At 57.0% G+C, this 23,073-nt stretch carries 15 protein-coding genes; 3 read left to right on the forward strand and 12 right to left on the reverse strand.

The window, feature by feature from the left end:
• Positions 1 to 81 precede the first annotated feature (81 nt).
• From pilO to AC0YNU_RS18945, 7 genes are all read right to left on the reverse strand, one after another.
• Positions 82 to 726: a type 4a pilus biogenesis protein PilO gene (gene pilO, locus AC0YNU_RS18915; protein WP_475759406.1), complete on the reverse strand. Its 645-nt coding sequence runs from the start codon at positions 724 to 726 to the stop codon at positions 82 to 84.
• On the reverse strand, positions 710 to 2,233 hold the full coding sequence (pilM, locus tag AC0YNU_RS18920) for a type IV pilus biogenesis protein PilM (RefSeq protein WP_475759408.1): 1,524 nt from the start codon (positions 2,231 to 2,233) through the stop codon (positions 710 to 712). The genes pilO and pilM overlap by 17 nt, the downstream gene beginning before the upstream one ends.
• 17 nt (positions 2,234 to 2,250) lie before the next feature.
• Complete coding sequence (locus tag AC0YNU_RS18925; RefSeq protein WP_475759410.1) at positions 2,251 to 3,006, reverse strand: prepilin peptidase; 756 nt, start codon at positions 3,004 to 3,006, stop codon at positions 2,251 to 2,253.
• A gap of 68 nt (positions 3,007 to 3,074) precedes the next feature.
• Positions 3,075 to 3,536, reverse strand: coding sequence for a type II secretion system protein (locus AC0YNU_RS18930; RefSeq protein ID WP_475759412.1), 462 nt, complete (start codon positions 3,534 to 3,536; stop codon positions 3,075 to 3,077).
• 75 nt (positions 3,537 to 3,611) lie between these two features.
• Entirely contained in the window at positions 3,612 to 4,820 is a 1,209-nt protein-coding gene (locus AC0YNU_RS18935) for a type II secretion system F family protein (RefSeq protein ID WP_475759414.1), read from the reverse strand.
• Positions 4,820 to 5,869, reverse strand: coding sequence for a type IV pilus twitching motility protein PilT (locus tag AC0YNU_RS18940; protein ID WP_475759416.1), 1,050 nt, complete (start codon positions 5,867 to 5,869; stop codon positions 4,820 to 4,822). Before AC0YNU_RS18940 ends, AC0YNU_RS18935 begins: the two co-directional genes overlap by 1 nt.
• 13 nt (positions 5,870 to 5,882) lie before the next feature.
• Positions 5,883 to 7,550 carry a GspE/PulE family protein gene (locus tag AC0YNU_RS18945; RefSeq protein WP_475759418.1) on the reverse strand — a complete coding sequence of 556 codons (1,668 nt, stop codon included), beginning with the start codon at positions 7,548 to 7,550 and terminating at the stop codon, positions 5,883 to 5,885.
• Between the two features lie 331 nt (positions 7,551 to 7,881).
• On the opposite strand from AC0YNU_RS18945, the gene AC0YNU_RS18950 reads away from it, so the two are divergent.
• Positions 7,882 to 12,240, forward strand: a complete 4,359-nt coding sequence (locus AC0YNU_RS18950; protein ID WP_475759421.1) for a DUF5057 domain-containing protein — start codon at positions 7,882 to 7,884, stop codon at positions 12,238 to 12,240.
• A gap of 267 nt (positions 12,241 to 12,507) precedes the next feature.
• Here AC0YNU_RS18950 and AC0YNU_RS18955 read toward each other — a convergent pair whose 3' ends face one another.
• Genes AC0YNU_RS18955 through AC0YNU_RS18965 form a run of 3 tightly spaced genes read right to left on the reverse strand, consistent with a single transcriptional unit; the run spans position 12,508 to position 15,626 of the window.
• Complete coding sequence (locus tag AC0YNU_RS18955) at positions 12,508 to 14,388, reverse strand: hypothetical protein (RefSeq protein WP_475759423.1); 1,881 nt, start codon at positions 14,386 to 14,388, stop codon at positions 12,508 to 12,510.
• A 19-nt stretch (positions 14,389 to 14,407) separates the two neighbouring features.
• Positions 14,408 to 15,025, reverse strand: coding sequence for a PilW family protein (locus AC0YNU_RS18960; RefSeq protein ID WP_475759425.1), 618 nt, complete (start codon positions 15,023 to 15,025; stop codon positions 14,408 to 14,410).
• The gene (locus tag AC0YNU_RS18965; RefSeq protein WP_475759427.1) at positions 15,009 to 15,626 is read right to left on the reverse strand and encodes a prepilin-type N-terminal cleavage/methylation domain-containing protein; all 618 of its coding nucleotides are present in this window, start codon (positions 15,624 to 15,626) and stop codon (positions 15,009 to 15,011) included. The genes AC0YNU_RS18960 and AC0YNU_RS18965 overlap by 17 nt, the downstream gene beginning before the upstream one ends.
• A gap of 475 nt (positions 15,627 to 16,101) precedes the next feature.
• Between AC0YNU_RS18965 and AC0YNU_RS18970 the strand changes: the two genes are divergently transcribed.
• Positions 16,102 to 17,187, forward strand: coding sequence for a hypothetical protein (locus AC0YNU_RS18970; protein ID WP_475759429.1), 1,086 nt, complete (start codon positions 16,102 to 16,104; stop codon positions 17,185 to 17,187).
• 340 nt (positions 17,188 to 17,527) lie between these two features.
• On the opposite strand, the gene AC0YNU_RS18975 is transcribed toward AC0YNU_RS18970, so the two are convergent.
• Both AC0YNU_RS18975 and AC0YNU_RS18980 read right to left on the reverse strand, forming a co-directional pair.
• Positions 17,528 to 20,017 (reverse strand): glucosidase family protein, encoded by a 2,490-nt coding sequence (locus AC0YNU_RS18975; RefSeq protein WP_475759431.1) that lies wholly within the window; start codon positions 20,015 to 20,017, stop codon positions 17,528 to 17,530.
• Positions 20,018 to 20,215: 198 nt separating this feature from the next.
• Positions 20,216 to 21,076 (reverse strand): AraC family transcriptional regulator, encoded by an 861-nt coding sequence (locus AC0YNU_RS18980; protein ID WP_475759433.1) that lies wholly within the window; start codon positions 21,074 to 21,076, stop codon positions 20,216 to 20,218.
• A gap of 198 nt (positions 21,077 to 21,274) precedes the next feature.
• On the opposite strand from AC0YNU_RS18980, the gene AC0YNU_RS18985 reads away from it, so the two are divergent.
• Entirely contained in the window at positions 21,275 to 23,038 is a 1,764-nt protein-coding gene (locus AC0YNU_RS18985; RefSeq protein WP_475759435.1) for a glycoside hydrolase family 36 protein, read from the forward strand.
• Positions 23,039 to 23,073 lie beyond the last annotated feature (35 nt).

Here is a 23,073-nt window from a genome sequence, read left to right on the forward strand (position 1 = left end):
GGGAAAGTTCAGACGTCGCGCAATTCATAGGTAACAAAAAAGGCCAGCTTCTGGAAGCCGGCCTCTGTAATACGTCTTCGTTTAGTCGTTGTACGGCTGCAAGGTTTCCTGCACGAGCGGCTTGTACGACGGGTCGAAATACGCCGTAAAAGCAAGGTTGATCTGGATCTCGGCGGAGGCATCCGTGCCCGATCTGGAAATGTCCAAATTATCGACCGTAATGAGCCGCTTCAGCTTCTGCAGGGCATCCACGTAATCCAGCACTTCCTTGTAGGTTCCTTTGACGACGGCCGACGTTTTCAACCGCTTGATGCTGGGGTCGAGCGCTTTGGCAGCATCGGACTGATCGTCTCCGCTATCCGCCGCGGCAGCACCGTCGGCTGACGAAGCGTCATCGTCCCCTCCGTTAAAAGCCAGCGACATCGTCTCCGCGCCCGTCGTCTCCTCGATCCCTTGCACGTCCAGCAGCAGCTGCTCCGTATTGTCCCAGAGCGGGAGCGCAGTCTGCATGTCGTTCTCGGAATAGGAGGCCGTCTGCGTCTGCTTCTCGTTCAGCTTCTTCTGCAGCAGCGTGCGCTGCTGGTTCAACGTCGAGATGCGCTCTTCCTGGTCGTTCAGGTCGCTCGACGCAGGCTTGACCGCATAGACGTAGACGGCGAACAGCACGAGGAACAGGATGGCCAGCACGAGCAGGGTAACCGAACGGTTTTTATTGAGCTGCTCCATCGCTTTCTCCTTCCTGCGCGTGCTTGATCTTGATCGAGAAGGCCGCCGAGTACGGCTTGTTGACCAGCATGCTGCCGTTGTTCTGCACCTTCGCCGTGACCTCCATTTTGGAGAGGCTTCGCAGGCTCGTCGTTTCCGCAAACGACATTTTACGAAGATCGAACAAGTAGCGAGAGGCATCCTTCATCGCCACGAAGCCCGCGCCGATCTCGATGCGGCTTCCCGAAGCGTAACCGACCGACATAATCTGAGCGTTATTCGGCAGCTTGGCATCCAGTTCCTTCAGAATCTTCACGACGTCGGTCTGCTGCGCTTTGATCGCCTCGATTTCCTTCAATGGATCAGAGGGACCCGCTTCGCCTTTGCTAGAGCTTAGATCGTTTTGCAATAACGCAAGGCTGTCATCGAGCTTCTGCAGCACCTGCTTGTTGTCCGAGAACGTAATTCGGTCCGTCGCAAACAAGTAGCCGGACAACACGATAAGCAGGAGCAGCAGCGCCGCTGCGCCGAGAATGATGACCGGAAACACCTTCGCCTCCCGGTCTATTCTAGGCAGCAAATTGATTTGAAAAGCCGCTCGATCGTTCGGCATCGCCAATCCCGTCGGGACCAGGTAGCCGATATTGCCGTCGGTCAGCCCTCGGCCGCTGCTGAACAGCCGGCCCGCCGCTTCGCTGAACGCAATATCCGGCTGCGCTTCGCTGAGCGCCGCGATCAGCTTCCGGCGCGGCGCAGGCGCGCCGGCGACGACCGCCCGAACGATGCGGGACGCTCCTTCGTGCAGACCGAATTGATAAAAGTTCAAAATCCGCGAAATCTCGGCGATCAGCTCGTTCGTCTGGCCATCGCTCAGGTTGCCCGCTTCATGCTCACCCATCTCCGCGAGATTGATGGCGCGCATAAAGATCGGACTGCCTTCGTGGAACATGAAGATTTCCAGCGTAGCGTCGCCGATATGGACGAGCATCGTCTCGCTCGCCTTTTCCGTCTGCGGAAACATCGTCTTGGCCAGCGCCGCCGCAGGCAGGCTGATGCTCTTGACCTTCAGCCCTGCGTCCTCCAGTGCGTGAACGGAGGTGCGTATCCATTTGCGCGGCGCGGCGAAGATCAGCACTTGCGTCGTCTCTTCGTCCCGGCCGATCGTCACGTAATCGAAGACGGGATCCTCGAACGGCAGATGCAGCGTCGTCTCGACCTCCAGCTCGATGAGCGGCTTCAGCTCCTTCGCGCTCGTCGTCGGAATCCGCAGCTTGCGGACGATGATCTGCGAGGTCGGCACAGCCAGGTTCACGGACGCGCCCGTCAGCTTCTCGCTTCGCACCCATTGTCGCAGCGCCGCTTCGACCGCCGCCGAGTTCGCGATGCCGTCATCGATGATTAGGCCTTCCGCCAGCGGCAGGAAGCCGGACCGTTCAAGTTCCCACGTCTTGCGCTTGCGCAGCGAAGCATAACGGATGCCGGTGCCGTCGATGGTCAGGCCGATCGTTTTGGTGCCCAAGGTTAACACGGCTAATCACATCCCGACTAAGGTAATAGAGTCAAATATCCGTTGACGAGCGCATCGCCGAAGAAGTAGGCGGCAAGCGTGCCGGAGACGAGGAACGGCCCGAACGGAATCGGTTGTTTGCGTTGTACGAGACGCAGCAGCAGCAGCGCGCCGCCAACCAGCGTCCCCGCGAAGCAGGCGAGCAGGAGCGCCACGCCGATGTCGAGGGTGCCGACGGCAAGTCCGCAGACGGCGAACAGCTTGATGTCGCCGATGCCCATGCCGCCGCGCGACACGATATGCACCAGCAGCAGCACGCCGCCGCCAAGCATCGCGCCAAGCGCATAATGCCATAATGGCTGCTCATGATGGAGCAATCTCGCCACCGCGAGGAGCGGCAGGAAGAAGAGCAGCACGCGGTTCGGAATGAGCATGTAGGCCAGGTCGGATACGGTGATGATCACCGCCAGGCTGACGAGCAATAGGCTAGCTATTAACTCTAAGCTCAGCCCGAAGCGCAGGTAGGCGGCCGCGAACAGCAGCCCTGTTACTAGCTCGCCGAGCGGGTACACAATCGAGACGCCCGCGCCGCAATGGCGGCACTGCCCCCGGGCCAGCAGCCAGCTGAAGACCGGGACGAGGTCCCGCTTCGCCAGCCGCGTGCCGCAGCTCGTACAGCTGGACGGCGGATGCACGATCGACTTCTTGGCCGGCACCCGCAGGCCGACCACGTTAAAGAACGAGCCGCAGACGAGTCCGACGACGAACAGGTAGAGCGAGATGGCCAGCGTCATAGGGCAGGTCTACTTTCTGTGGGGTGATAGAGAAAGGAACCGGAACTAGGGTCCGGTTCCTTGGAGGGTTATTTTAATTTGGATACATCAACAGGAACATTCACTGGGGAAGCCTTAGTTCCTGTGGAAATTGTCATGGATACCAATGAACCTTTGTCATCGAATGTGACTGTTCCTGATATGATTGCACCCTTGTATGCCTTATCTTGAATTTTCAAATCCTCTTGTAAATAATTTTTACTAACTAAAGTAACATCACTAGCCGTATCACTTATGATTTGGATTGGAGTTGATGCTCCTGCTTTTGAAAAATCACCGTTCAATTCAGTCGTTACATAGAGACGCGCCGCCTCATAAATTTGCCGTTCGGTAGCGATATCCGAATCCGTCTTCGACTTATTAATCGCCCCAAGAATCATCGGCACTGCAATCGCAGCAATAATACCCAAGATAACGATAACCGCAAGCAACTCAATCAGCGTAAAACCCTTCTCATTCTTTCTATAACGTTTCATAGCAGTTGCAAACATTGCACCCATCTCCTCTATATATATTTTCGATCTATACCAAATCAGGCTTAGCCTGCTTATGGTCTTCTTTCATGATTATCCCAGCTGCGTGTACAAGCTGAACATCGGCAGCATGATCGCCGCCACGATCGTCCCCACCATGCCGGCCAGGAACACCAGCAGCAGTGGTTCAATGAGCGACTTCAACCGATCCACCGTATTCTCGACGTCCATCTCGTAGAAATCGGCGATTTTCGCTAGCATGACGTCAAGCGATCCGGTCTCTTCGCCAATAGAAATCATTTGAGTCACCAACGGCGGAAACACCCAAGATTTCTTCAAGGGATCCGACAGCGGATTACCCTGCCGCAAGGAGTCCCCGGCACGCCGAACGACTCGCCCGACGACTTTATTGCCGACTACCTCTTCCACGATCGCGAGCGACTGAAGCATCGGTACGGAGCTGGCATAGAGTGAAGACAGCGTCCTCGACATCTGAGCGATAATGCCCTTCTGTTGAAGTTTGCCGAATATCGGCAGTCGCAGCATCACATAAGCCAATACGTACGAGCCTTTCTCCGATCGCCGCATGACGAAGATCGTAACAAGCAGCGCGATAACCGCTAACAACCAAACATACCACTGGTTCTGAATGCTCGAGCTGGCCGCCATAACAATCCTCGTAATCGCCGGTAGCTTAGCATCCATCGACTTAAACATATCGACGAATTGCGGCACGACTGCTTTCAGCAAGTACACCACGGCCAAGAGCGCCAAGATCCCGACGACCGCCGGATACGTCAACGCCGACTTGATCTTCTCCCTCGTCATATGCTGCTTCTCGAAGAACACCGCCAACCGTTCCAACGTGCCTTCGATGTCACCGGATTCTTCGCCTGCTCGGATCATGCTCGTGAACATGGAAGGAAAAATCCGCTTATGCTCCTGCACTGCCTGCGAGAACGCGCTGCCCCGCAGCAGGCTCGAATGCACGTCGACGAGCGCTTTCTTCAACGGCTTGCTCTCCGTCTGCTGGGCCAGGATGCCCGTAGCATCGAGAATCGTTACGCCCGCGCGGATTAGCGTCGCGAACTGCCGGCAGAAGATAATAAAATGCTGCATCTTCACCGGGTTACCGATGTAAATGTCCATCGACAGAATCGTGTTTCGCTGCTCATCGAGCGAGAGGACGACAAGACCCCGCTTACGCAGCTCTTCGACAGCCATGGACTTGTCCATCGCGGACATCTTGCCGCGCAGCTGCTTGCCTCCGCTTGTCTTGACGTGATACGCGAATTGCGCCATTAGCCGGCCACCTCGCTTAAGTACGGCCTGGCCGCAGCCGGATCGACCTGGCCTTGGGCCATCAGCTCGCGAAGCGCCGCGTCGAGCGTGTGCATCCCGTGGGCTCGGCCCGTCTGCATGATGCTCTTGATCTGATGCACCTTCTCCGTACGAATCAGGTTCGCAACGGCCGGCGTGTTGATCAGAATCTCCGTCGCGCAAGCCCGGCCTTGCCCACCTGGCCGCGGTAGCAACCGCTGTGAGACGACGGCGAGCAGTACAGCCGCCAGCTGCATCCGAATCTGACCCTGCTGATGCGCGGGAAACGCATCGATAATGCGGTCGACCGTCTGCGGCGCATCCGTCGTATGCAGCGTCGCGAACACAAGATGTCCCGTCTCCGCGGCCGTTACGGCAGCGGATATCGTCTCCAAATCCCTCATTTCCCCGACCAGTATGACATCGGGGTCCTGCCGAAGCGCTGCCCGCAGGCCATCGCTGAAGCTCCTCGTATCGCTACCTACTTCACGCTGGTCTATGACAGACGAGAGATGCTCGTGCAGGAACTCGATCGGATCCTCCAGCGTCACGATATGGCGCTTCTGCGTGCGATTGATATGATCGATCATCGCCGCGAGCGTCGACGACTTGCCGCTGCCCGTCGGGCCGGTCACGAGCACAAGCCCTTGATGCTTGCCCGTCAGCTGTTCGATGACAGCCGGCAGCTGCAGCTCCCGCAACGATGGAACGGCCGCCTTGATCGTGCGGATCGCGATGCTGACCTTGCCCCGTTGACGGTATGCATTGATCCGGTACCGCGCGCAGCCCTCCAGCTCATAGGAGAAATCAACCTCTCCGTTCGCTTCGAGGCGCTCCCGCTGCCCGGTCGTCAGCAGCGCCGCGGCCATCGCTTGCGAGTCGCCGCCCGTCACGGCCTCTTCGCCCAGCGGCCGAAGGATGCCGTTCACCCGCAGTACAGGCGGAGAACCGACCGAAATATGAAGATCGGATGCAAGGTGCTCATGCGCCTGCCGCAGCAGACCGATGATCCTCGGCAAAGCATCTTCCATGTTCATCCGCTCCTTAATGAAATACCGTTTCGCGCAACACCTCTTGCAGGGAGGTAATGCCTCTGACCGCTTTATCCAGCCCGTCGTCCATGAGCTGCACGAGACCGGCCTCCTCGGCCGCCTTGCGCAGATCCTGAAGCGTGCTCTCCGTACCCATCAACTGGCGGAGCCGATCGTCGACGATCATGACCTCGTGAATCGCCACCCTGCCGCGGTAGCCCGTCTGATTGCAGGTGCCGCAGCCGCTGCCCTTGTAAAGCTTGTCCGCATGAAGCCCGTGGCTGCGAAGGAAGATCGCTTCCTGTTCCGTCGGCGCATGCTCCGTCCGGCAATCGTTGCAAACGCGGCGGACAAGCCGCTGCGCGACGACGCCGATAAGCGAGGATGCGATCAAATACGGCGCAATGCCCATGTCCCGGAAACGCGTAATCGAGCTGACCGAATCGTTGGTATGCAGCGTCGACAGTACGAGATGGCCCGTCAGCGAAGCCCGAATGGCGATCTCCGCCGTTTCCGCGTCCCGGATCTCCCCGACCATGACGATGTTGGGATCCTGCCGGAGAATCGAGCGAAGACCCGCGGCGAACGTCAGCCCGATCTGCGGATTGACATGGACCTGGTTGATGCCTTCGAGCTGATACTCCACGGGGTCTTCTACCGTGATGATATTCGTGTCTTCCTTGTTCAAATGCTGAAGCGCGGAGTACAGCGTCGTCGTCTTGCCGCTTCCCGTCGGTCCCGTAATGAGCACGATGCCGTACGGCACCTCGATCATTTCCCTGAACACGCGATGGTTGCGGGAGCTGAAGCCCAATTGGTCGATCGCCTTCACGCCGACGCTGAGGTCGAGAATCCGAAGAACGATTTTCTCGCCGTGAATGGTCGGCAGCGAGGAGACGCGAATATCGACGGTCTTGTAGTCGATCTGCATCTTCAGCCGGCCATCCTGGGGGAGTCGCCGTTCTGCGATATTCAGCTTGGCCATGATTTTCAGCCGGGCGGTAATGAAGCCCTGCATTTGCTTCGGAATGACGCGCTCCGTCCGCAGAACGCCATCCAGCCGATAGCGGATGGCGACGTTCGACTCGCCGGGATCGACGTGGATGTCGGATACCTGCAGCTGAACGGCTTGCTGAATCATCTGATTGACGAGCCGAACGACCGGCGAATCCTCGTCCGTGATTTCCCTCTCGCGGATCTCGTCGACGGTCGGCAGATCGCCCATAAGCTGCGACATGGAATCCTGCAAGCCGTAGTGCCGCGCGATCGCCCGCTGCAGCTCGTCCTTGCCGGAAATGGCCGGCTCGATTCGGAAGCCCGTCGACATGCGAAGTTCTTCAATGGCGAAATAATCCAGCGGATCGGCCATGGCAACCAGCAGCTTGCCGCCTTCTTTATGTAAAGGAATGGCGTGATAGCGTCTTGCGAGGCTTTCCGGAATGATTTGCGTAATGGAAGGGTCGATCTGGTACTTGAACAAGCTGACGTGGGGAATGCCCAGCTGGACCTCCAGCACTTCGAACAGCTGCTGCTCGGTGATGTAGCCTTGCGAGATCAGCAGATCGCCCAGCTTCTGCTTCGTCTTCCCCTGTTCGCGCAGCGCTTGGTGGAGCTGCTCCTCCGAGATGACCGTACTTTCGACGAGCAGGTCGCCAAGCCGTTTCTTCCTCACGGTGCTCATGCCAGCTCACCTTCCTCTCACCGGAAATGCATCTAAATGCTACGATACGTACCTGATTCATAGTACTCAGGACTATTTGACTATCATCCTACCACATATTACCTTGCGACTACAACGAGAAATCGCAAATTTCATAGATTTATCGTAATGCGATGAACCCTTGCTATATCTCGACTTTATTCGATTATTTTCGATGCTGTTTACACAAACTTTACGCTATATTCCGAACGAAATTAGTAGTATAATATGGAAATCATAACTAGGCCAAAAGAACTGTTTCATAGATTCCGAGTCTCTGAACACGCATTGCAATTAAGAAGGGGGACCTACTATGACAAAAATATGGCGATCGCGAATTGCCAGGCTGCTCGTGCTCTGCATTATTGCCGTGCTGATCTCGTCTCCGGGATTGCGTCCATGGCACGCGCATGCCGACGACACCGTCTACTATTCCATTCAAGAGACGGCCAGCAAGAATTTCGTTACCGTCGGCTCGGACGGCAAGCTGTCCGCAAGCGTCGCCACCCCGGGAACGTCAGCCGAATTGTTCGAACTTGCATCCCAAAGCTCCGGTACTTATTCCATTCGTTCCAAGTCACAGGATAAGTACGTTACTCTGGTAAGCAGCGCGCTAACCGCATCGGCCTCTTCATCAGGAAGTCAGAAATTCAAGCTTACGCTCAATAGCAGCACTTCCATGCAAGCTTCGGGCAGAAGCAGCGGTTACGTCAGCTTGCAAAGCAGCATCCTCTACGCCAAAAGCAAGTCGAGCAGCGCCGCCACCTTCCTTATTACACCGATCCTCGCCAAGGCCAAGATTCTCGAGATCACGGACAGCGGCGCGTCCGATCTGAAGGCCGTCCTCGTCACCCAACCGAATGTCGTGATCGAGACGATGAGCATGAAGCGCTTCGTCGCTCTGCGCGGCGAGCTGGATGGCCGTTACGACGCCATCTATATCGGCAAGGGCCGCTACAGTCCCGCGAAAGTTCCGCATACCACTTCCGACAACCGGGCTGCCATGCATGATACCCAGAACCTTGAGGACGACATCACGCATCTGAAAGCCAATGAAATCGTGAATCAGTTCATTAACCAAGGCCAGCCCGTGTTCATCTACAGCGACAGCACGGAGAAGACCGGTCTTCTCTATCAGGGAACGACGAGCGACAAAGGCGTCCTGACGCTGGTGCCCGGCATTCTCAACAGCACCTTCGCGCCCTATAAAACCGCTCCGCGGGAGAACGTCATCTTCCTGGACGCCGCCGGCTTGACCAATCTCGCTTCCCTCATCGCGACCTACAAACCGCTGCTCGACCAGCGTCCGACGCTTGCGCTCAGCAGCGCGCCAACGTCCTACCTCGCGAATTCCGCGAATCTCTATCGAGCCGGAGACAGGCTGTCGTTCGGCTACACCGTGCCGAATCAGAGCAGCTTCGGAGCCGGCAGGCTGACCGCGAATCTCTACCTGGGTCTCGACCAAGCCGTCAAATTCGGCGCGGACCAAATCGTCGCTTCCGCCGCCGTGCCGGAGGGCGGAACCGGAACGCTAGCCTACACGCTGCCTAAAGGTTATTCCGGTCTCTATTATTGGAAGCTGGAGGTCGTCGATGCCAACTCGAAGCTGAGCAGCTACGAGACCGGCGTCATCCGCTTCCGCGACCAAGTGACCAACGTCCGCGTGCTTCAGATCATGCCGAACGACTCGGATGTCAGCAGTCTGCTCAAGAGCAACAACATGAATCAGAGCTACCTGATCTCGAAGGACGAGTACAGCATCGCGATCACGACGATGAAGTTCAACGATTTCAACGCCTTGTCCGATCAAGAGAAGAGCGCTCTGAACGGGAAGTACGATATGCTCCTGTTCGGCTTCGCCGATTCATACAACGCGAACGCGAGTATCACCGACAAAACGGCCGACGCGGTCAACACCTACATTCGAACCGGCCAAAGCGTCATGTTCACCCACGATACGGTGTTCGCGAGCGACGGCGCCACGAAGAACACCTGGATCTCCAAGTTCCAGCCGACGACCGGACAGATCGAACCATGGACCGATCTCGGTCTGAGCGCGCCGAATACGTCTTCAACCGTTAAGAAGGTCAATGACGGCTTGCTGACCCAGTTTCCTTACATCTTGAGCGACAGCCCGCAAGTGGCGACGACGCATAACCAATATTTCACGCTCGACCTGGAGGACGAGACCGTCGTGCCGTGGTACAACATCATCGGCTCGAACCGCGACCCCGACGATAGCTGGAACCATTACTACACCTATTCCAAAGGCAACGTGACCTACTCAGGTACCGGGCATACGAACAGCGGCTTCCCGGATTGGGAGCAGAAGCTCTTCGTCAACACGATGTTCCGAGCGTTCATGGGCTCCAACCATGCGCCGATGCTGACGGTATACAATCCGCTCGCGTACGATGCGGCCAAGGATAATTTCCTTCCGAGCTATCAGGATATCAATCTGAGTTTCATGCCGGAGGATTACGATTTCAAGGACCGCAATTTGACCGTCGACGTTTCCTACTCGTATAAGAACGGTTCCGTGACCAAGACCGACAAGCTCCCGACGATTGCCGCCATATCCGGCGATACCGTCAATAAGACCATCGCCAACCCGCTTCCTGCCGGCGGCGACCTGACGATCGAAGTCACGGTCTCGGATAAAGCAGGCGCGAAAGTAACGAAGACGATTTTGGTCAAAGTGAAACAAATTTCTTCCAACCTGACCGTGACGCGCACCCTCTCCGGCCTCGAAACGGGCAGCCACGAGCTTACGCTCGAGAGGGACAAGACCGCCGTCATGACGTATACGGCAACGCCGAAGCCGATCGCCAAATCGCTGGCAGGAGACGGCTCCAACCTGACGATCAGCGGCATCACATTCAATGAGAAGCTGCCTGCCGGCCTGGAAATCTCGGGCTCGCTGCCATCGGGCATCTCGAAGAGCGGCAGCTCGACGACCGGATATACGCTGAGCGGTTCGTTCAGCAACATCACCTATAAGCTTTCGGCGGACGGAACTAGTTACACGGCTTCCCCTCTCACGTTCAACATAACGGTACAACCCAAGGTCACCGGCATTCTACCGCTTAATAACGCATCGCTGTCCTTCAAGGACATCGGACAATCGGCAGCAACCGCTCTTCCTTTCGATGCCTATACGATCAAATCCATCGTACCGATCGATAGCCTGAGCCTCAGCATTGCCAACGTCACGCTCGTGAATAAGAAGGACAGCAGCGGCAATGTTATCCAAGACACCACGACGATCACTCCCGTGTATTCGCCGGCAGATGCCACGCCGAGTTTCAGCTGGCGCTCGGATAAGCCGGGCGTCGCCACTGTAATTACATTGAATTCGGGATACGGCTATGTCACCGGCATAAGCAAAGGCACGGCTATTGTCACCGTGACCGATGCCATTACCGGTAAATCCGCCTCGGCGACCGTGACGGTGCAAGAGTCCGGCCTGACGATCAACGGCTCGGATGCCGTCACCATCGGCTCGGCAATCGACTTGTCCTCGACGCTGATCAAGCCCGACCGCGAGACGATCAGCAGCATCACCTGGAGCGTCTTTAATGGAGCGAACGGTTCGCAGGGCCAAGCTTCGCTCGGCAGCACGAACGGCTCGACTACGACGCTGACCGGCGAGAAGGCAGGAACGGTTACCGTATCCCTTCACGTAGAAACGACATTCACGTCCACAATCGATCATTCGGTCGTCACGATGACATACGATGCTCCTCCCAAGAGCATCAGTATCGCCCAGCCGAAGCTCGGCCTTGCGGGCGAGCGGACGATCGGAGTCGGGGATGTCACCGATCTGACGGCAAGCGCGATATCGCCATTGACGAACTTGCCGATTACGAATCTGAATCTGATCCAAAGCGTGCTCTGGAAGCTGACTCCGGGCACGGGTACGGGCACGATCGCTACGTTATCGAGCAATACGGGCAAATCGCTGACCAACCAGCTCCAAGCAAAGGCGCCCGGTACCGTGACGGCGGGCGTGACGATACAGCTGCCCGGCTTGACGCTTCCGCTGCCGATTACGGACGAACTGCCGATTACGATTTTGAACCGCGTGCCTGACATTCTAAGTTCGGCGCCTACGATTAACGGCGTACGCAGCGTCCGTGCCGGAGGATCGATTAATGATCTAGCGCTTGGCTGGCATGGCGACGCGGGAAGTCCGAAGTTCGCTTTCACGCCGAAATGGTCCTTGAATAACAGCGGGTCCGCGGCGACGAAGCTCGATGGCAGCGGTACGGGCGGCAAGCTGACGACGGGCAGAACCGACGCTGGCCGCATTACGTTGGCTGTGGATATCGATACGCCGGCAGGCGTCAAACTCACCGCGCAGCTGCCGGTCATAATCGTTAATCTAGCGCTCGCCGACAAGCTGAATGATGTCGTCCAAGGCAATACGATCGACTTGACCAGAGTCGATTCGAGCGGCAGCGGCTTCCTGACGATCAAACCGTTGGATCTGCGCAGCGACCTGCTCGGCCAGCTCGTATGGTCGTCGGATAACACGAATATCGCGACCGTATCCAGTACGGGTATACTGACCGCGAAGAGAAAAGGATCCGTGACGATCTCGGTGACGTACCCGCTGCTCGGCATCACGGCCAAATCGGTCGTGACGATTGTTAATTCCGATAAATATTAGCTCGATATAATAAAACGGGACGGAGCGATTGCTCCGTCCCGTTTTATTTGGTTGCCGCGGCTTCGAGAACTCTCGCAGCCGCGAGAAGCACGATGGGCTGCAGGCCTTAAGCCGCTCCGAGCCGCTGCCGCCGGCTCGCCGAGAACCGCTCATCCCGTAAGAAGCAAGCAAAGGGCATCTCCGCGCAGGAGATGCCCCTTGCTTGCTTCCGTGTCTGCGCCATCGAAGTGGCGCCGTAGGACAATTCCTTCGCCGCCTGTCTTTCCGTTACCCGCTTACCGGCACCAGCTTCTTCTGACCGATGATGACTTTGATCAGATTGACGCGGGGCAGACCGACATATTGGCTGTTGAACACGCTTTGGTCATAGTCGATGACGAACCGCGCCTTCGCAGCGTTCAGCGCATCCTGCCCATCGAAGCTCAGCTGATTCGTTCCGCCTTCGCTCGTATCGCCGAGGACGGCGTTGATCGTCAGGCTCTTCTTCGCGAAGAAGCCGCCGTGGATCCAGAAGAGCGAGCCTACGCCGTACAGCTCTGCCTGCTTGTCGGTGTAGAAAAACGCATCGAGCGTATACGTACTGTCTTGCTTGTATCCCCCGCCGAGGGGCTGGAAGGAGTCGACCCGATAGATGCTGATCGGCCCGTTCGCGATCAACACTAGGCCCCGCTTCAAGCCGTTCAGCGTCAGACCTCTGATTTGTGCGTCGACGATTTCATTCTCATTGGCGCCATCGAGTGAGAAGATGGTCGCGTCCATCCCCAGATTGCCGCCCAGCGTTACTTTGCCTTTCACCAGTATATTCGCCCGGATCGGGAGCTCCGTGCCGGCGTTATCGTTCTGAATCGTCAAGTCTCCGTTCACGATAAGCCAGTCGCTAGTCCCCTTCTGATCGTAATTAAGCTTCGTCAGCTCCTTGCCGATCGTCAGGTTGCCGTCGACGAACACGGGTCCGGACATATGGCTCAGCTTCGCATTAATAGCTGTCATCGTATTATCGTAATCCGCCTTGCTGTTCTGGTAGGTTGCCCACTCTTCGTCGGAGGCCGCGGCGCCCGGTTCAGCCGGTGCAAATGGTATCGTCACGTAGCGGCTCGCAAAATCCGAATAGATACCGGCCAAGTCGGTATGAATTAAGTTCAACAGTTTATCTGAACGATCGGAGGTCGGGGCGGAATATGCAGCCCACAAATTATCGCGGTACTGCGAAGGCACACCGGAACCAAGGCTGGCATAAGCCTTGTCCACGAAGGACTCTGCCACGTCGATCGAGATGAATTTCTTCGTTTCCGTGAGGCTGACCGCTTCTTCCTTCTGCAAATTCGGAAACGGCGTCGGTTTATACGCTTCGTTGAACAACGGTTGGTATGTCACGCCATTGTTCATGCTGTATACGACTTTATCATACGCGTGCACGAAGATTTTCCCATTGCCGAGCGCGCTCTCTTCCCCCGGGTTGACGCTGCTTGGCTGGAGAAAGAAATACTGCGTCGCTTCCATGTTCGCACTTCCATGGTACGTATAGCTCGCCGCGTTTTGGAGCTTCAACTGCTGACCCGAATACAGGTTGCCCTTAATGACCGGAGCCCCATTGATGACGACATCCCCTTCGGATCCCATGGCATACTGGAGAAAATCCGGAAACATGTCCAGCGTAATTTCTTGCGTCATGTCGCGTTTCACATGATTTACTTCTGCTTCGGCCGTAATGCGCAGCTTGTTAATGTATGTGTCGGAAGCTGCCGCCGCAACGTTGTTATCCGGGCAATAGAGATTGCTCTTGGACGGATTCGAAGGCGCGCCAATCAGGCAAGGAGCACCCTTGAGCTGATACGTAGGCGACTTGCCCTCGTCGATCTCCGTGTCTCCTCTAGCCAAGACGTGAAACCGCCCGACGAAATCCTCCAATTCGGCTTTCAACGTCTCGGGATCCGTTGCCTTGTTGTCGAAACGGGCCATGATCTGGGCGACCGCCTCGCTCAGGGCTTTATCCGCCAGGTGAACCGTCTGCACGTTATCCTCCGACTTCTGGGAGCGCTGCGCGCCGCCGATCGAGGCGCCAAGCACGGCGACGCCGAGTATGGCGAACAACAGAATCATAAACACGACAAGGAGAAAGGCCGAGCCTCGTTCACTGTGCCACTTCATCGTTTCCCGCCTTCCCTCATTAGAATCCGAATTTGCTTTCTAAGTCCAAATCATAGTTTTTGCCGCCGTACGACTGCCTCAGCTTCAACCGAATCTCGATCAGGCCGCTATCGCAGCCTTCATTGACCCGGCTGCCGGAGCAGACGAGCCTTACGGAGCTGGCGTCCGAATCATGCAGCGTGCTTGACACGACGATCTCCGACTTCGTTGCCACCTCGGATTTCAAGTGGTCCAGATCCGCGCGGCTGCCGATAAACAACGCGCTCTTGCCCTCCGCATTCGGCTTGATCGCAATATCTTCGTCAGGCTGGGTCCCGCCGCTGGCCGTCTGCGGCATCACCAGCGTAATCGCGTGATCGCTCGTCGTGGACTGCGTAATGCGCTCCGGTCCCATTTGATACAGCTCCGCGATAATGGAGGACATGATGAGATCCCCCTCGTCCCTGAGGTCATTCTCGATGCTCACCTTATGATACGAGCTGACGCCGAAGGTAATGGAGGCATAGATAACGCCGAGCACGACCGATAAAATGGAAAGCGACGCGATCAACTCGATCAGCGTCAGCCCTCGTTCCCCGTTCCGATGGTCATACGACCCGCTGTTGCGGCCGATCGTTAACTTAGCGAATTCTCTCATCCGTGACATAACCCTCCACTTCCGTCCAATCCCGCTTGCGCGACGGCTCGTCTATGACTCCGTCTCCGTCTTCATCCTTGGGCGCCGCGGATATCTCGATTTTGACCGGGAGCAGATAGTTGCCGAGCGCAGCCGTCTGCTCCTCTCCGGCTTGCGTCCCGCGATCGTTCAGATCCTTGGACAGCTTATCCTGATAGCTGATTCTAACCCCGTAGTGAATGCCGTTAATGACGGGATTCAGAATCGAGACGATCGTTTGCGGATCCTTTACGATTTCATCGGCCGTGTAACAGGAAAGTTGATCGGCCGCACAATTATCCGAGCTGATGACCTTGCGCTTATGGTCCTGATCGAGTATCTCCCCGACTTGGTAATACGCTTTGAGATTGTCGAAATTGGATTGCTTCTGAATATAGAACAGCGTATTGCGCGCCAAATTCACCATGACCGTCTTGTTCTGGTTTCCTTTCGCATTCGACATCGCATGCGTGAAGAAGGCCGTCATCGTCAGCCCGGCAATGGAGAGCACGATCAACGACGCCAAAATCTCAACCAAAGTAAATCCGCGCTCATCCGCCGCCCGGCTCGCTTTCAAGCGCATGATCGTCACCTTCCTTTATGGGAACCTTTGTAACTAGTTCATTCGACATATAATCAGGAAAATCCTGCTAGTAATAAAGACCCACGAACAATAAAAACAGGTAAATGTTCCTGCGCCGCCGACTTCAGCCCCTATCGGTAATCAGATCCTTTATTCCTAATCGCGGCCCGCGTTCCTCGATGACAATTCCCAGGAATGACGCGGATGTCGAGCGTTCGGCGCCGGTCGCTACCCAAAAAGTTGCGACGCCTCGATTTCTTCGGTAAACTTGTCTTATTCCTGCTGGTTCAAGGCCATTCTTATGGTAGAATGGAATGGGTTTATTTGGACGGCCTACCAGCATGGCAGGATATTTTCCACAACTGTCGAATACTGACGTGTCATCCAATGAATTCATAGGGGACAGAATCGGTAAGTTACTGCATAATGTAAGAAGTACTAGATTATTTTCATATGGGAAAAGGGAGCACCTGACATGATCGTACATTACTCAAGAGATATCAACAGCGCCGCCAGCATTTTAAGCTCCAAGGAGCTGTGGCTGACACGCGTCGGCAGCATAAGCGAACAGGAAGACATTTTATTCTTCATGAATGAATTCAATCGCCTGCATTATACGCAAGACCTGATCGCTACCTTCAAGCAAGCGCTTAAATTGATGGTCACGACGCCGAACCTAAACCAAAAGCAGTTTTTCACGCATACGTTCCTGGCCGCTCAGCTGCGGAAAGTCGCTTATCAGAACGGCGTTTCCCTCGGCGGATCGCTGTCCGACCTGATCAAGCAACATAGCTTCCTGACCACCTTCAGCGAAGAAGAAGCCGCAGCGCCGAGCGCCGCGAACGGCGAGATCGCGTTCGAATTCGAATCGAATCCGCTGACGGCGCCGCGCGGTTTCCAACTGCTGTTCAATAAAGTGCACTACACCGATTCCGATCAAGTGAAGAAGCTGAAAGCCGACAACGACGACGACATGACGCAGTTCATGGACGGCATCGCGCAGGAAAACACGACGTTCACGAACATTTTGGCGGCGTACATCAGCAAGCTGGAGAAACAGCAGCTGGCGTACACCAACGAGATCCACGACGTGATTTCGGGCTTGATGGAAGACAACCGCGGCCGCGAAGACGCTTATACGCCGCTTGACCTGTACAGCCAGAAGGATACGGTCGATATGGTCAACTTCATCCACAGCTTCATCGTGGAGGATTTCACGACCACGTTCCGCAAGGAAACCGGCCAAAAGCTGCCGACCAAGAACGAAATCAAGCAAATTCTGAGCCAAAATCCGGATATGGCCAAATCGACTTGGATGGACCTCAGAAGCTTGCTGATCAAGGACAGCGCGTCCAGCCAGAAGAACGAAGTGCGCGCGCTGCTGCTGCCGCAGAACAAGAAGCAATTCGGCCAGCAGAAGAAGCATTACCCGCTTGCGTTCAATACGGACAAGCTGCGCCGCATCGTCATCTCGCCGGATAGCGCGAACAAGGCGGAGCTGAAAGCGAAGCTCGAAGACGTGTTGATCACGAATAAGTACACGAACGTAACTGTTGAATAGAGTGAGTTTGTTTCAGGCAATATAATGAAAGCGGCATTCTCCATAAGAGAATGCCGCTTTTTGGATTGTTGGTTATTGAAGGCGCAGGCTCGGGGGACGTTATTGATGGCGGCTCGGGGCCGGCTGAGATGACAGCTTGGGTAGGGCACAGAAGCTAGGCCCCGCCGTATGCGGTGGCAGAAAGCTTCGCTCGGAGTAGGTAGCTCCGACGAAGCGCTTTTTGCTCGACTCTCGCCGGGCTCCAGCCGATGTAGTGCACGGGGTGCACCTCTTTGTTCGAACCCGCCGGATTTCCGCCTATGTAGGTCAGCTTTTCAGGCCCTTCCCTATGCAACAAAACCTACTCGATCTCCAGCCTCACGCGCTTGCCCGCCGACATGTCGAGGCTAATCGTCGCTTCCTCTGCCGCAGCGTCGTACTCGACGCCCAGCGCCATACCGTCCACGCGGACGTGTGGCTTCCGCGAAGCGCCAAGCTTCAACCGGCAAGTTCCCGCACCCTCCGCTGCTGCGCGGATGACCCCCTGCTCGCACGCGTATTCATAGAGCTCCAAGCCGTAGGCATGCCGGATATAGACGGGATGCTCGTTCGCGGCCGTCCGATGCACCGTAACGGCAACTCGACCACGAAGCGCCGACGCCGCATCTGTTTGCTCCCCGCTCTCTATGCCCCTGCGATCCGCAGACTCACCGTCCACCACGTCCATCGGCAGCTTGTTCGTGCCGCTATACCGCCGCCCGTTTACCTCAATCGATGCGATATAGGGCCCGCTCCCTTTCATCGCAATGTCGTACAGTCGGTCTCGAAAACGCAGCCCCGATAAAGTCATCTCTTCGCCCGCATACGGATAGAACGTCATGCCGCCCGCTTCGATGCCGACCCCGACGACGCCGTGAATAGCCGCCTGGTACCAACCGCGCATGGAATAGGCATGCCAAGTGCCCATAGCCGAATTCCAACGGTCCAGCTCGGGTTCCTCCGTATCGACGTAACAGGAGATCCCCTCCGGACAAGTGAGCTTCTTCGTCCAATAACTCACCCAGCCGATCCACTGCCGGATCAAATCGGGACGGTTCATGCCATTAATGAGCTGCATGTAATATTCGCCGGTAACCGGCCACCAGCAATGCAGCTGGTTCGCGTCCATATCGTAGGCGTCGGACCAGACGGGAATTTCGCGCAGCCCCGCATTGCAGACGATGTGCTGCTCGAAGAAAGCGAGGTTCTGCGCCTTGACCCGCTCCATCAACTCGGCGCCATAGAAATTTTCCAGCTTCACGGCGTTGGCGTTGAACGAATTTCGCCGCTCCAACGTTACCGAATCGATGGAACTGACGATGAACCCGCGGTCCTCATCGAAGAATAGCGGCAGGAAACGGGCCTCGATGCCGGCAATGACGGCGCTTGCCTTCGCTTTCATGGCCTGGTCGCCTGCTAGCTCGGACAAGGCCTCCATTGATCTGGCCGCGCTATATAGAATCGTATTGTTCAGGCTGCTGATATCGCTGCCCGTCTCGTGCATGTATATCGGAAAATCGGGAAACAGCGAGGCGCCCGCGCATAACCCGGTATCTCCTACTTCCTCCTGCAGAATGCGTTCGAACACCCTTTTGGCAAATGCAAAACGGTCCTTGGCTTCCTGAAAATCACCGGTCACGGCCGCATACTGCTGCAGCAGCGTAATGTACATCCCTTGCGATGGCAGGGCGGCGGCGCTGTGCAAGCCCATATCGTTCCGGAAGCAGTGCCCGATGCCCCATTCCGGGTCGGCTGTCTCTTCGTAGAACCGCAGCATGTCGCGGATGAAGTCGTGGTCCCCCCAATACAGGGAGGCGTAATTGCTCGTCAGCCCGTCCCAGCCCCACACCCAGTAGGTCGTATTCTTCGCGCGGATCGCGCCCGGACGGTCCGTCACTTTGCAAGATTCATGATACAGCGGGGCGAGGCGGATAAAATCATTCAGCTCCTTGAACGGACTGTCCAACACCGGACTGCCGTTCGCGACATGCAGATAGCGCTCGAACTGCGCCGCAACCTTTGCTCCGGCCTCGAGGGCAAGATCGGCCAGCGTCTCCGCCGCAGCCTCGGGCGTCTCGCCAAACGCGACGATGAAGCTGTAGGTACGGCCGGGCTCCAACGCTTCTTCGGAGGATAGAATATATTTGGTGTTCAACGGACGCTTCCGGTACTGCAGGGCGAAATCGGCGCCGACCGCGATATGCAGCGACACGGAATCCGCATCGCCCTCGTGCGCGATCTCCAGGCTGTTGATATTCATATCTTCATGCTCGCCACGATAGGCGATGACCGTCTCCGTGAACGAACCGATCAGCGCATTCGCTTCGGCATCGAACCTCCAGTCCTGCCAATGGCGGTCAACGCCGCTATCGCTGTAACGGAAATCCTGGCGATCAGCGGGCGTGAGCGCGAAATCCTGGTAAAACTCCAGCTGCAGCCGATAATCCGGCGGCAGATCCGCAGGCGTATCGATCTGAATGACGATGGATTGAGAAGCTGCGAGCAGACGATGCGCGATGCCTGCGCCTCCGAGCGCCCATTCGGCCTCCAAGCCGAAAGGCCACACCGCCGTATTGCGGTGCTCGGGCTTGTACACGACTCCGCCTCGTTCCGCGAAATAACGAATGCCGCTCCAGAGCCGCTGCAGAAACACGGTATCGTTGCCCTTCGACTGCGCCGGATTCCGGTAATCGACCTGCGTCACGGCCGTTCCGTCGAATTGAAAAGACAAGCGGCCGTCCACAAACCATCTCGGCGCCTCCGGAATTCCGCTTTCGCATTGAATGACGCCATTATTAACGACATGAACCATAGTTGAACGCTTCCTTTCCCGCATGCTGCGCTGCCTGCCATTAAAGTAGCAGATTTTAGGCGGCTTGCTGAAGTGACTATTTTGCAAATAAGTGCGCGATACGGTTACTTGTCGTTATCTCCAGGAAGGAGTGCAGGCAGCTTCAGCAAAACGCGCGGAGCCGAGGCTAGAAGGAGGCGCAAAGCGCCGGCAAGTCAATCAAACCCGATTGCGGAACGCGGTCGGCGACATGCCCTGCTGGCGGGTAAAGGCTTTGCCGAAGTAGGCCGCGTCGCCAAAGCCGGCGCTGCCTGCGATGACCTGCACCGGCAGGCTCGTCTGGCTGAGCAGGAGACGCGCCTTCTCCATGCGGTAACGGAGCAGAAACTCGTAAGGCGCCACGCCCATCTGCGCGTGGAACAGCTTGGTGAAGTAAGCGCGCTCCAATCCCACATGCCGCGCGATGAGCGAAATCGTAAGCTTGCTCTGATATTGCTCTTCCATGAATTTGACCGCCCGGGCGATATAGGGCTCGCTTCCGTCCGCTCCTCTGCGATGCGACGGCGTCCGGGCTTCTGGCCGCCCGTTCATGAACGTTCCGAACCACTGCAGCAGCAGCCCGCCGCAATGCAATTCGGAAGCCAGCTCGTCGACGACGGAGCGCCGCAGCATCTCGGTCAGCAGCTGCTCCGCCAGCAGAGGGTCGCCGTGCGCGCAGGTCGGGGAATGGCTCGTCAGCCCCGCCGCCTGCACCATATCCGGGGCGAGCTTTCCGCCGACGCCGACCCAATAGTAGGTCCACGGATCCGTATCGCTTGCACGGTACGAGGCCGGCCGGTTCGGGTGCATGCAGAAGCAGTCGCCCGCCTGCAGCGTATAGTCGCAGCCGTCCGTCGTGAATACGCCGGATCCGCTGACGACGAAATGAAGCAAATAATGGTCGCGCATCGCCGGACCGTACAGATGTCCGGGCGCGCACCGTTCCATGCCGCAATAGTACAGACGGATGCCCGTATCCATGCGGCCGATCATGAAATGCTCCGCATACCGCTCGTTCGACGCCATGTCGTTTTGATCCACTGAAATGCCCCTCCGATCAGGCGAATGCTATGCCACTCAAGACACATTATGACGGATATCGAAGCCGACTTACTAGCCCTATTCGCGAAGCTTGACACAAATTAACGAGTATCTCACACATTTCTCTCTATGACTCCGATTGCCGCCGGCGCTATAGTTAGAATAAATCCAATTATCGATTCCCAAGGAGGATGCCCTATGCGCATCGAAGCGGCAGGAGTATACGACTATCAGTTGGAAAGCGAAAAATCCCCTTTTCGGGCATGCTTGCGAGTCGAACGCGAAGCGGAGGGGATCGAAATCGTCCATGTTCGGATCGAGGCCGACGCCCCGTCGGTTCCGCCCGCTTTCACGCTTCGCTGGAGTCCCCCTATTATCGACGCGCAGGCGATGTGGCATCCGACGGCCGTGTTCAATAAAGGGCTGCGGGCAGACTGGTCGCATCATTTCGATGCCAAGTCGACCTATTCCGCGCCGGTCATCAGCTTGTTCGGCGGCTCCGGCACCAACCGGCTGACGTTCGCGTTCTCGGACGTGCTTAACGTCATCAAATTCGACGCCGGCGTCAGCGAGGAATCCGCCACGTTCAGCTGCATCGTCGCCATGTTCGATACGCCGACGACGCCGCTGGACCGCTACGAGGCCCAGCTTCGCATCGATACGCGCGCGATCCCTTATTACGATTGCTTGAACGATGTCAGCCGCTGGTGGGCCGCCGATGCGTCCAATACGCCTGCGAACGTGCCTGCGGCGGCGCTCGAGCCGATGTATTCGACCTGGTACAGCTTCCATCAATACGTGACGCCGGACGAGGTCGAAGAAGAATGCCGCCTGGCCCGCGAGCTTGGCTGCGATTCGGTCATCGTCGACGACGGCTGGCAGACGGCCGACAACGCCAGAGGCTATGCCTACTGCGGCGACTGGAAAGTATGCGAGGACAAAATTCCCGATATGAGAGCGCATGTCGATCGCGTTCATGCGCTTGGCATGAAATATCTGCTGTGGTATTCCGTGCCTTTCGTCGGCATCCACAGCGAGGCCTGGAGCCGCTTCGAGAACAAAATGCTCGAGCGCATCGATCGGCTGAATACCGGCGTCGTCGATCCCAGGTATCCCGAGGTGCGGGAGTATCTCATCGGCACGTACGAGAAAGCGCTGCTGGAGTGGGACTTGGACGGCTTCAAGCTCGATTTCGTCGATATCTTCCAGCAGCCGGCCGCGGAAAGCGAGACGGCCGACCCCGGACGCGACATGGATTCCGTCGCGTTGGCCGTCGACGTGCTGCTGAGCGGCGTCATCGCGCGCCTGAGCGCGATCAAGCCCGATATCATGATCGAATTCCGCCAATCCTACATCAGTCCGCTCATGCGGAAATACGGGAATATGTTCCGTGCCGCGGACGTTCCGAACGACGCGCTGCAGAACCGCGTCCGCACCGTCGACGTCCGTCTGCTGTGCGGCAATACGGCCGCGCACTCGGACATGGTGATGTGGCATGCCGACGAACCGGCGGACGCCGCGGCGCAGCAGCTGATCAACGTGCTGTTCGCCGTTCCGCAAATTTCGGTCCGTTTGGATTCGCTGCCGCAGGACCACAGAGAGATGCTGGCGTTCTGGCTGAGCTTCTGGCGCGAGAACCGAGACACACTCATGCACGGTTATCTGGAGCCGCACCATCCGGAGCTGAACTATCCGCTCGTGACGGCGCGCAGCGAGGCGGCCTTCATCGCCGCCGCTTATCAAGACACCGTCATCCGGCTCGAGCGGAATATGCCGAAGACGATCATGCTCGTCAACGGCACGCGCGGCAGCCGGCTGGTCGTCGAAGCGATCGAGGAGATCGGACCGCGTTCCGTGCGCGTGCTGGACTGCCGCGGCCGCGAGGTGTCCGCGTACGAGATTGGCGGCCTGCAGGGGCTGAAGGCGTTTGACGTTCCTGCATCGGGTCTGATCATCCTGTAAACGCGCCAATCAAACAACTCCCTCACGCATCTTGC

The sequence above is a fragment of the Paenibacillus sp. J31P316 genome, from assembly GCF_056269105.1.

What these genes read in the sequence shown, in the direction of transcription:
- AC0YNU_RS18950 (WP_475759421.1), top strand. Translation starts at nt 7,882, where the DNA reads ATGACAAAAATATGGCGATCGCGAATTGCCAGGCTGCTCGTGCTCTGC.
- AC0YNU_RS18945 (WP_475759418.1), bottom strand. Translation starts at nt 7,550, where the DNA reads ATGAGCACCGTGAGGAAGAAACGGCTTGGCGACCTGCTCGTCGAAAGT.
- AC0YNU_RS18965 (WP_475759427.1), bottom strand. Translation starts at nt 15,626, where the DNA reads ATGCGCTTGAAAGCGAGCCGGGCGGCGGATGAGCGCGGATTTACTTTG.
- AC0YNU_RS18925 (WP_475759410.1), bottom strand. Translation starts at nt 3,006, where the DNA reads ATGACGCTGGCCATCTCGCTCTACCTGTTCGTCGTCGGACTCGTCTGC.
- AC0YNU_RS18935 (WP_475759414.1), bottom strand. Translation starts at nt 4,820, where the DNA reads ATGGCGCAATTCGCGTATCACGTCAAGACAAGCGGAGGCAAGCAGCTG.
- AC0YNU_RS18940 (WP_475759416.1), bottom strand. Translation starts at nt 5,869, where the DNA reads ATGGAAGATGCTTTGCCGAGGATCATCGGTCTGCTGCGGCAGGCGCAT.
- AC0YNU_RS18975 (WP_475759431.1), bottom strand. Translation starts at nt 20,017, where the DNA reads ATGGTTCATGTCGTTAATAATGGCGTCATTCAATGCGAAAGCGGAATT.
- pilO (WP_475759406.1), bottom strand. Translation starts at nt 726, where the DNA reads ATGGAGCAGCTCAATAAAAACCGTTCGGTTACCCTGCTCGTGCTGGCC.
- AC0YNU_RS18930 (WP_475759412.1), bottom strand. Translation starts at nt 3,536, where the DNA reads ATGTTTGCAACTGCTATGAAACGTTATAGAAAGAATGAGAAGGGTTTT.
- AC0YNU_RS18970 (WP_475759429.1), top strand. Translation starts at nt 16,102, where the DNA reads ATGATCGTACATTACTCAAGAGATATCAACAGCGCCGCCAGCATTTTA.
- AC0YNU_RS18955 (WP_475759423.1), bottom strand. Translation starts at nt 14,388, where the DNA reads ATGAAGTGGCACAGTGAACGAGGCTCGGCCTTTCTCCTTGTCGTGTTT.
- AC0YNU_RS18960 (WP_475759425.1), bottom strand. Translation starts at nt 15,025, where the DNA reads ATGAGAGAATTCGCTAAGTTAACGATCGGCCGCAACAGCGGGTCGTAT.
- AC0YNU_RS18985 (WP_475759435.1), top strand. Translation starts at nt 21,275, where the DNA reads ATGCGCATCGAAGCGGCAGGAGTATACGACTATCAGTTGGAAAGCGAA.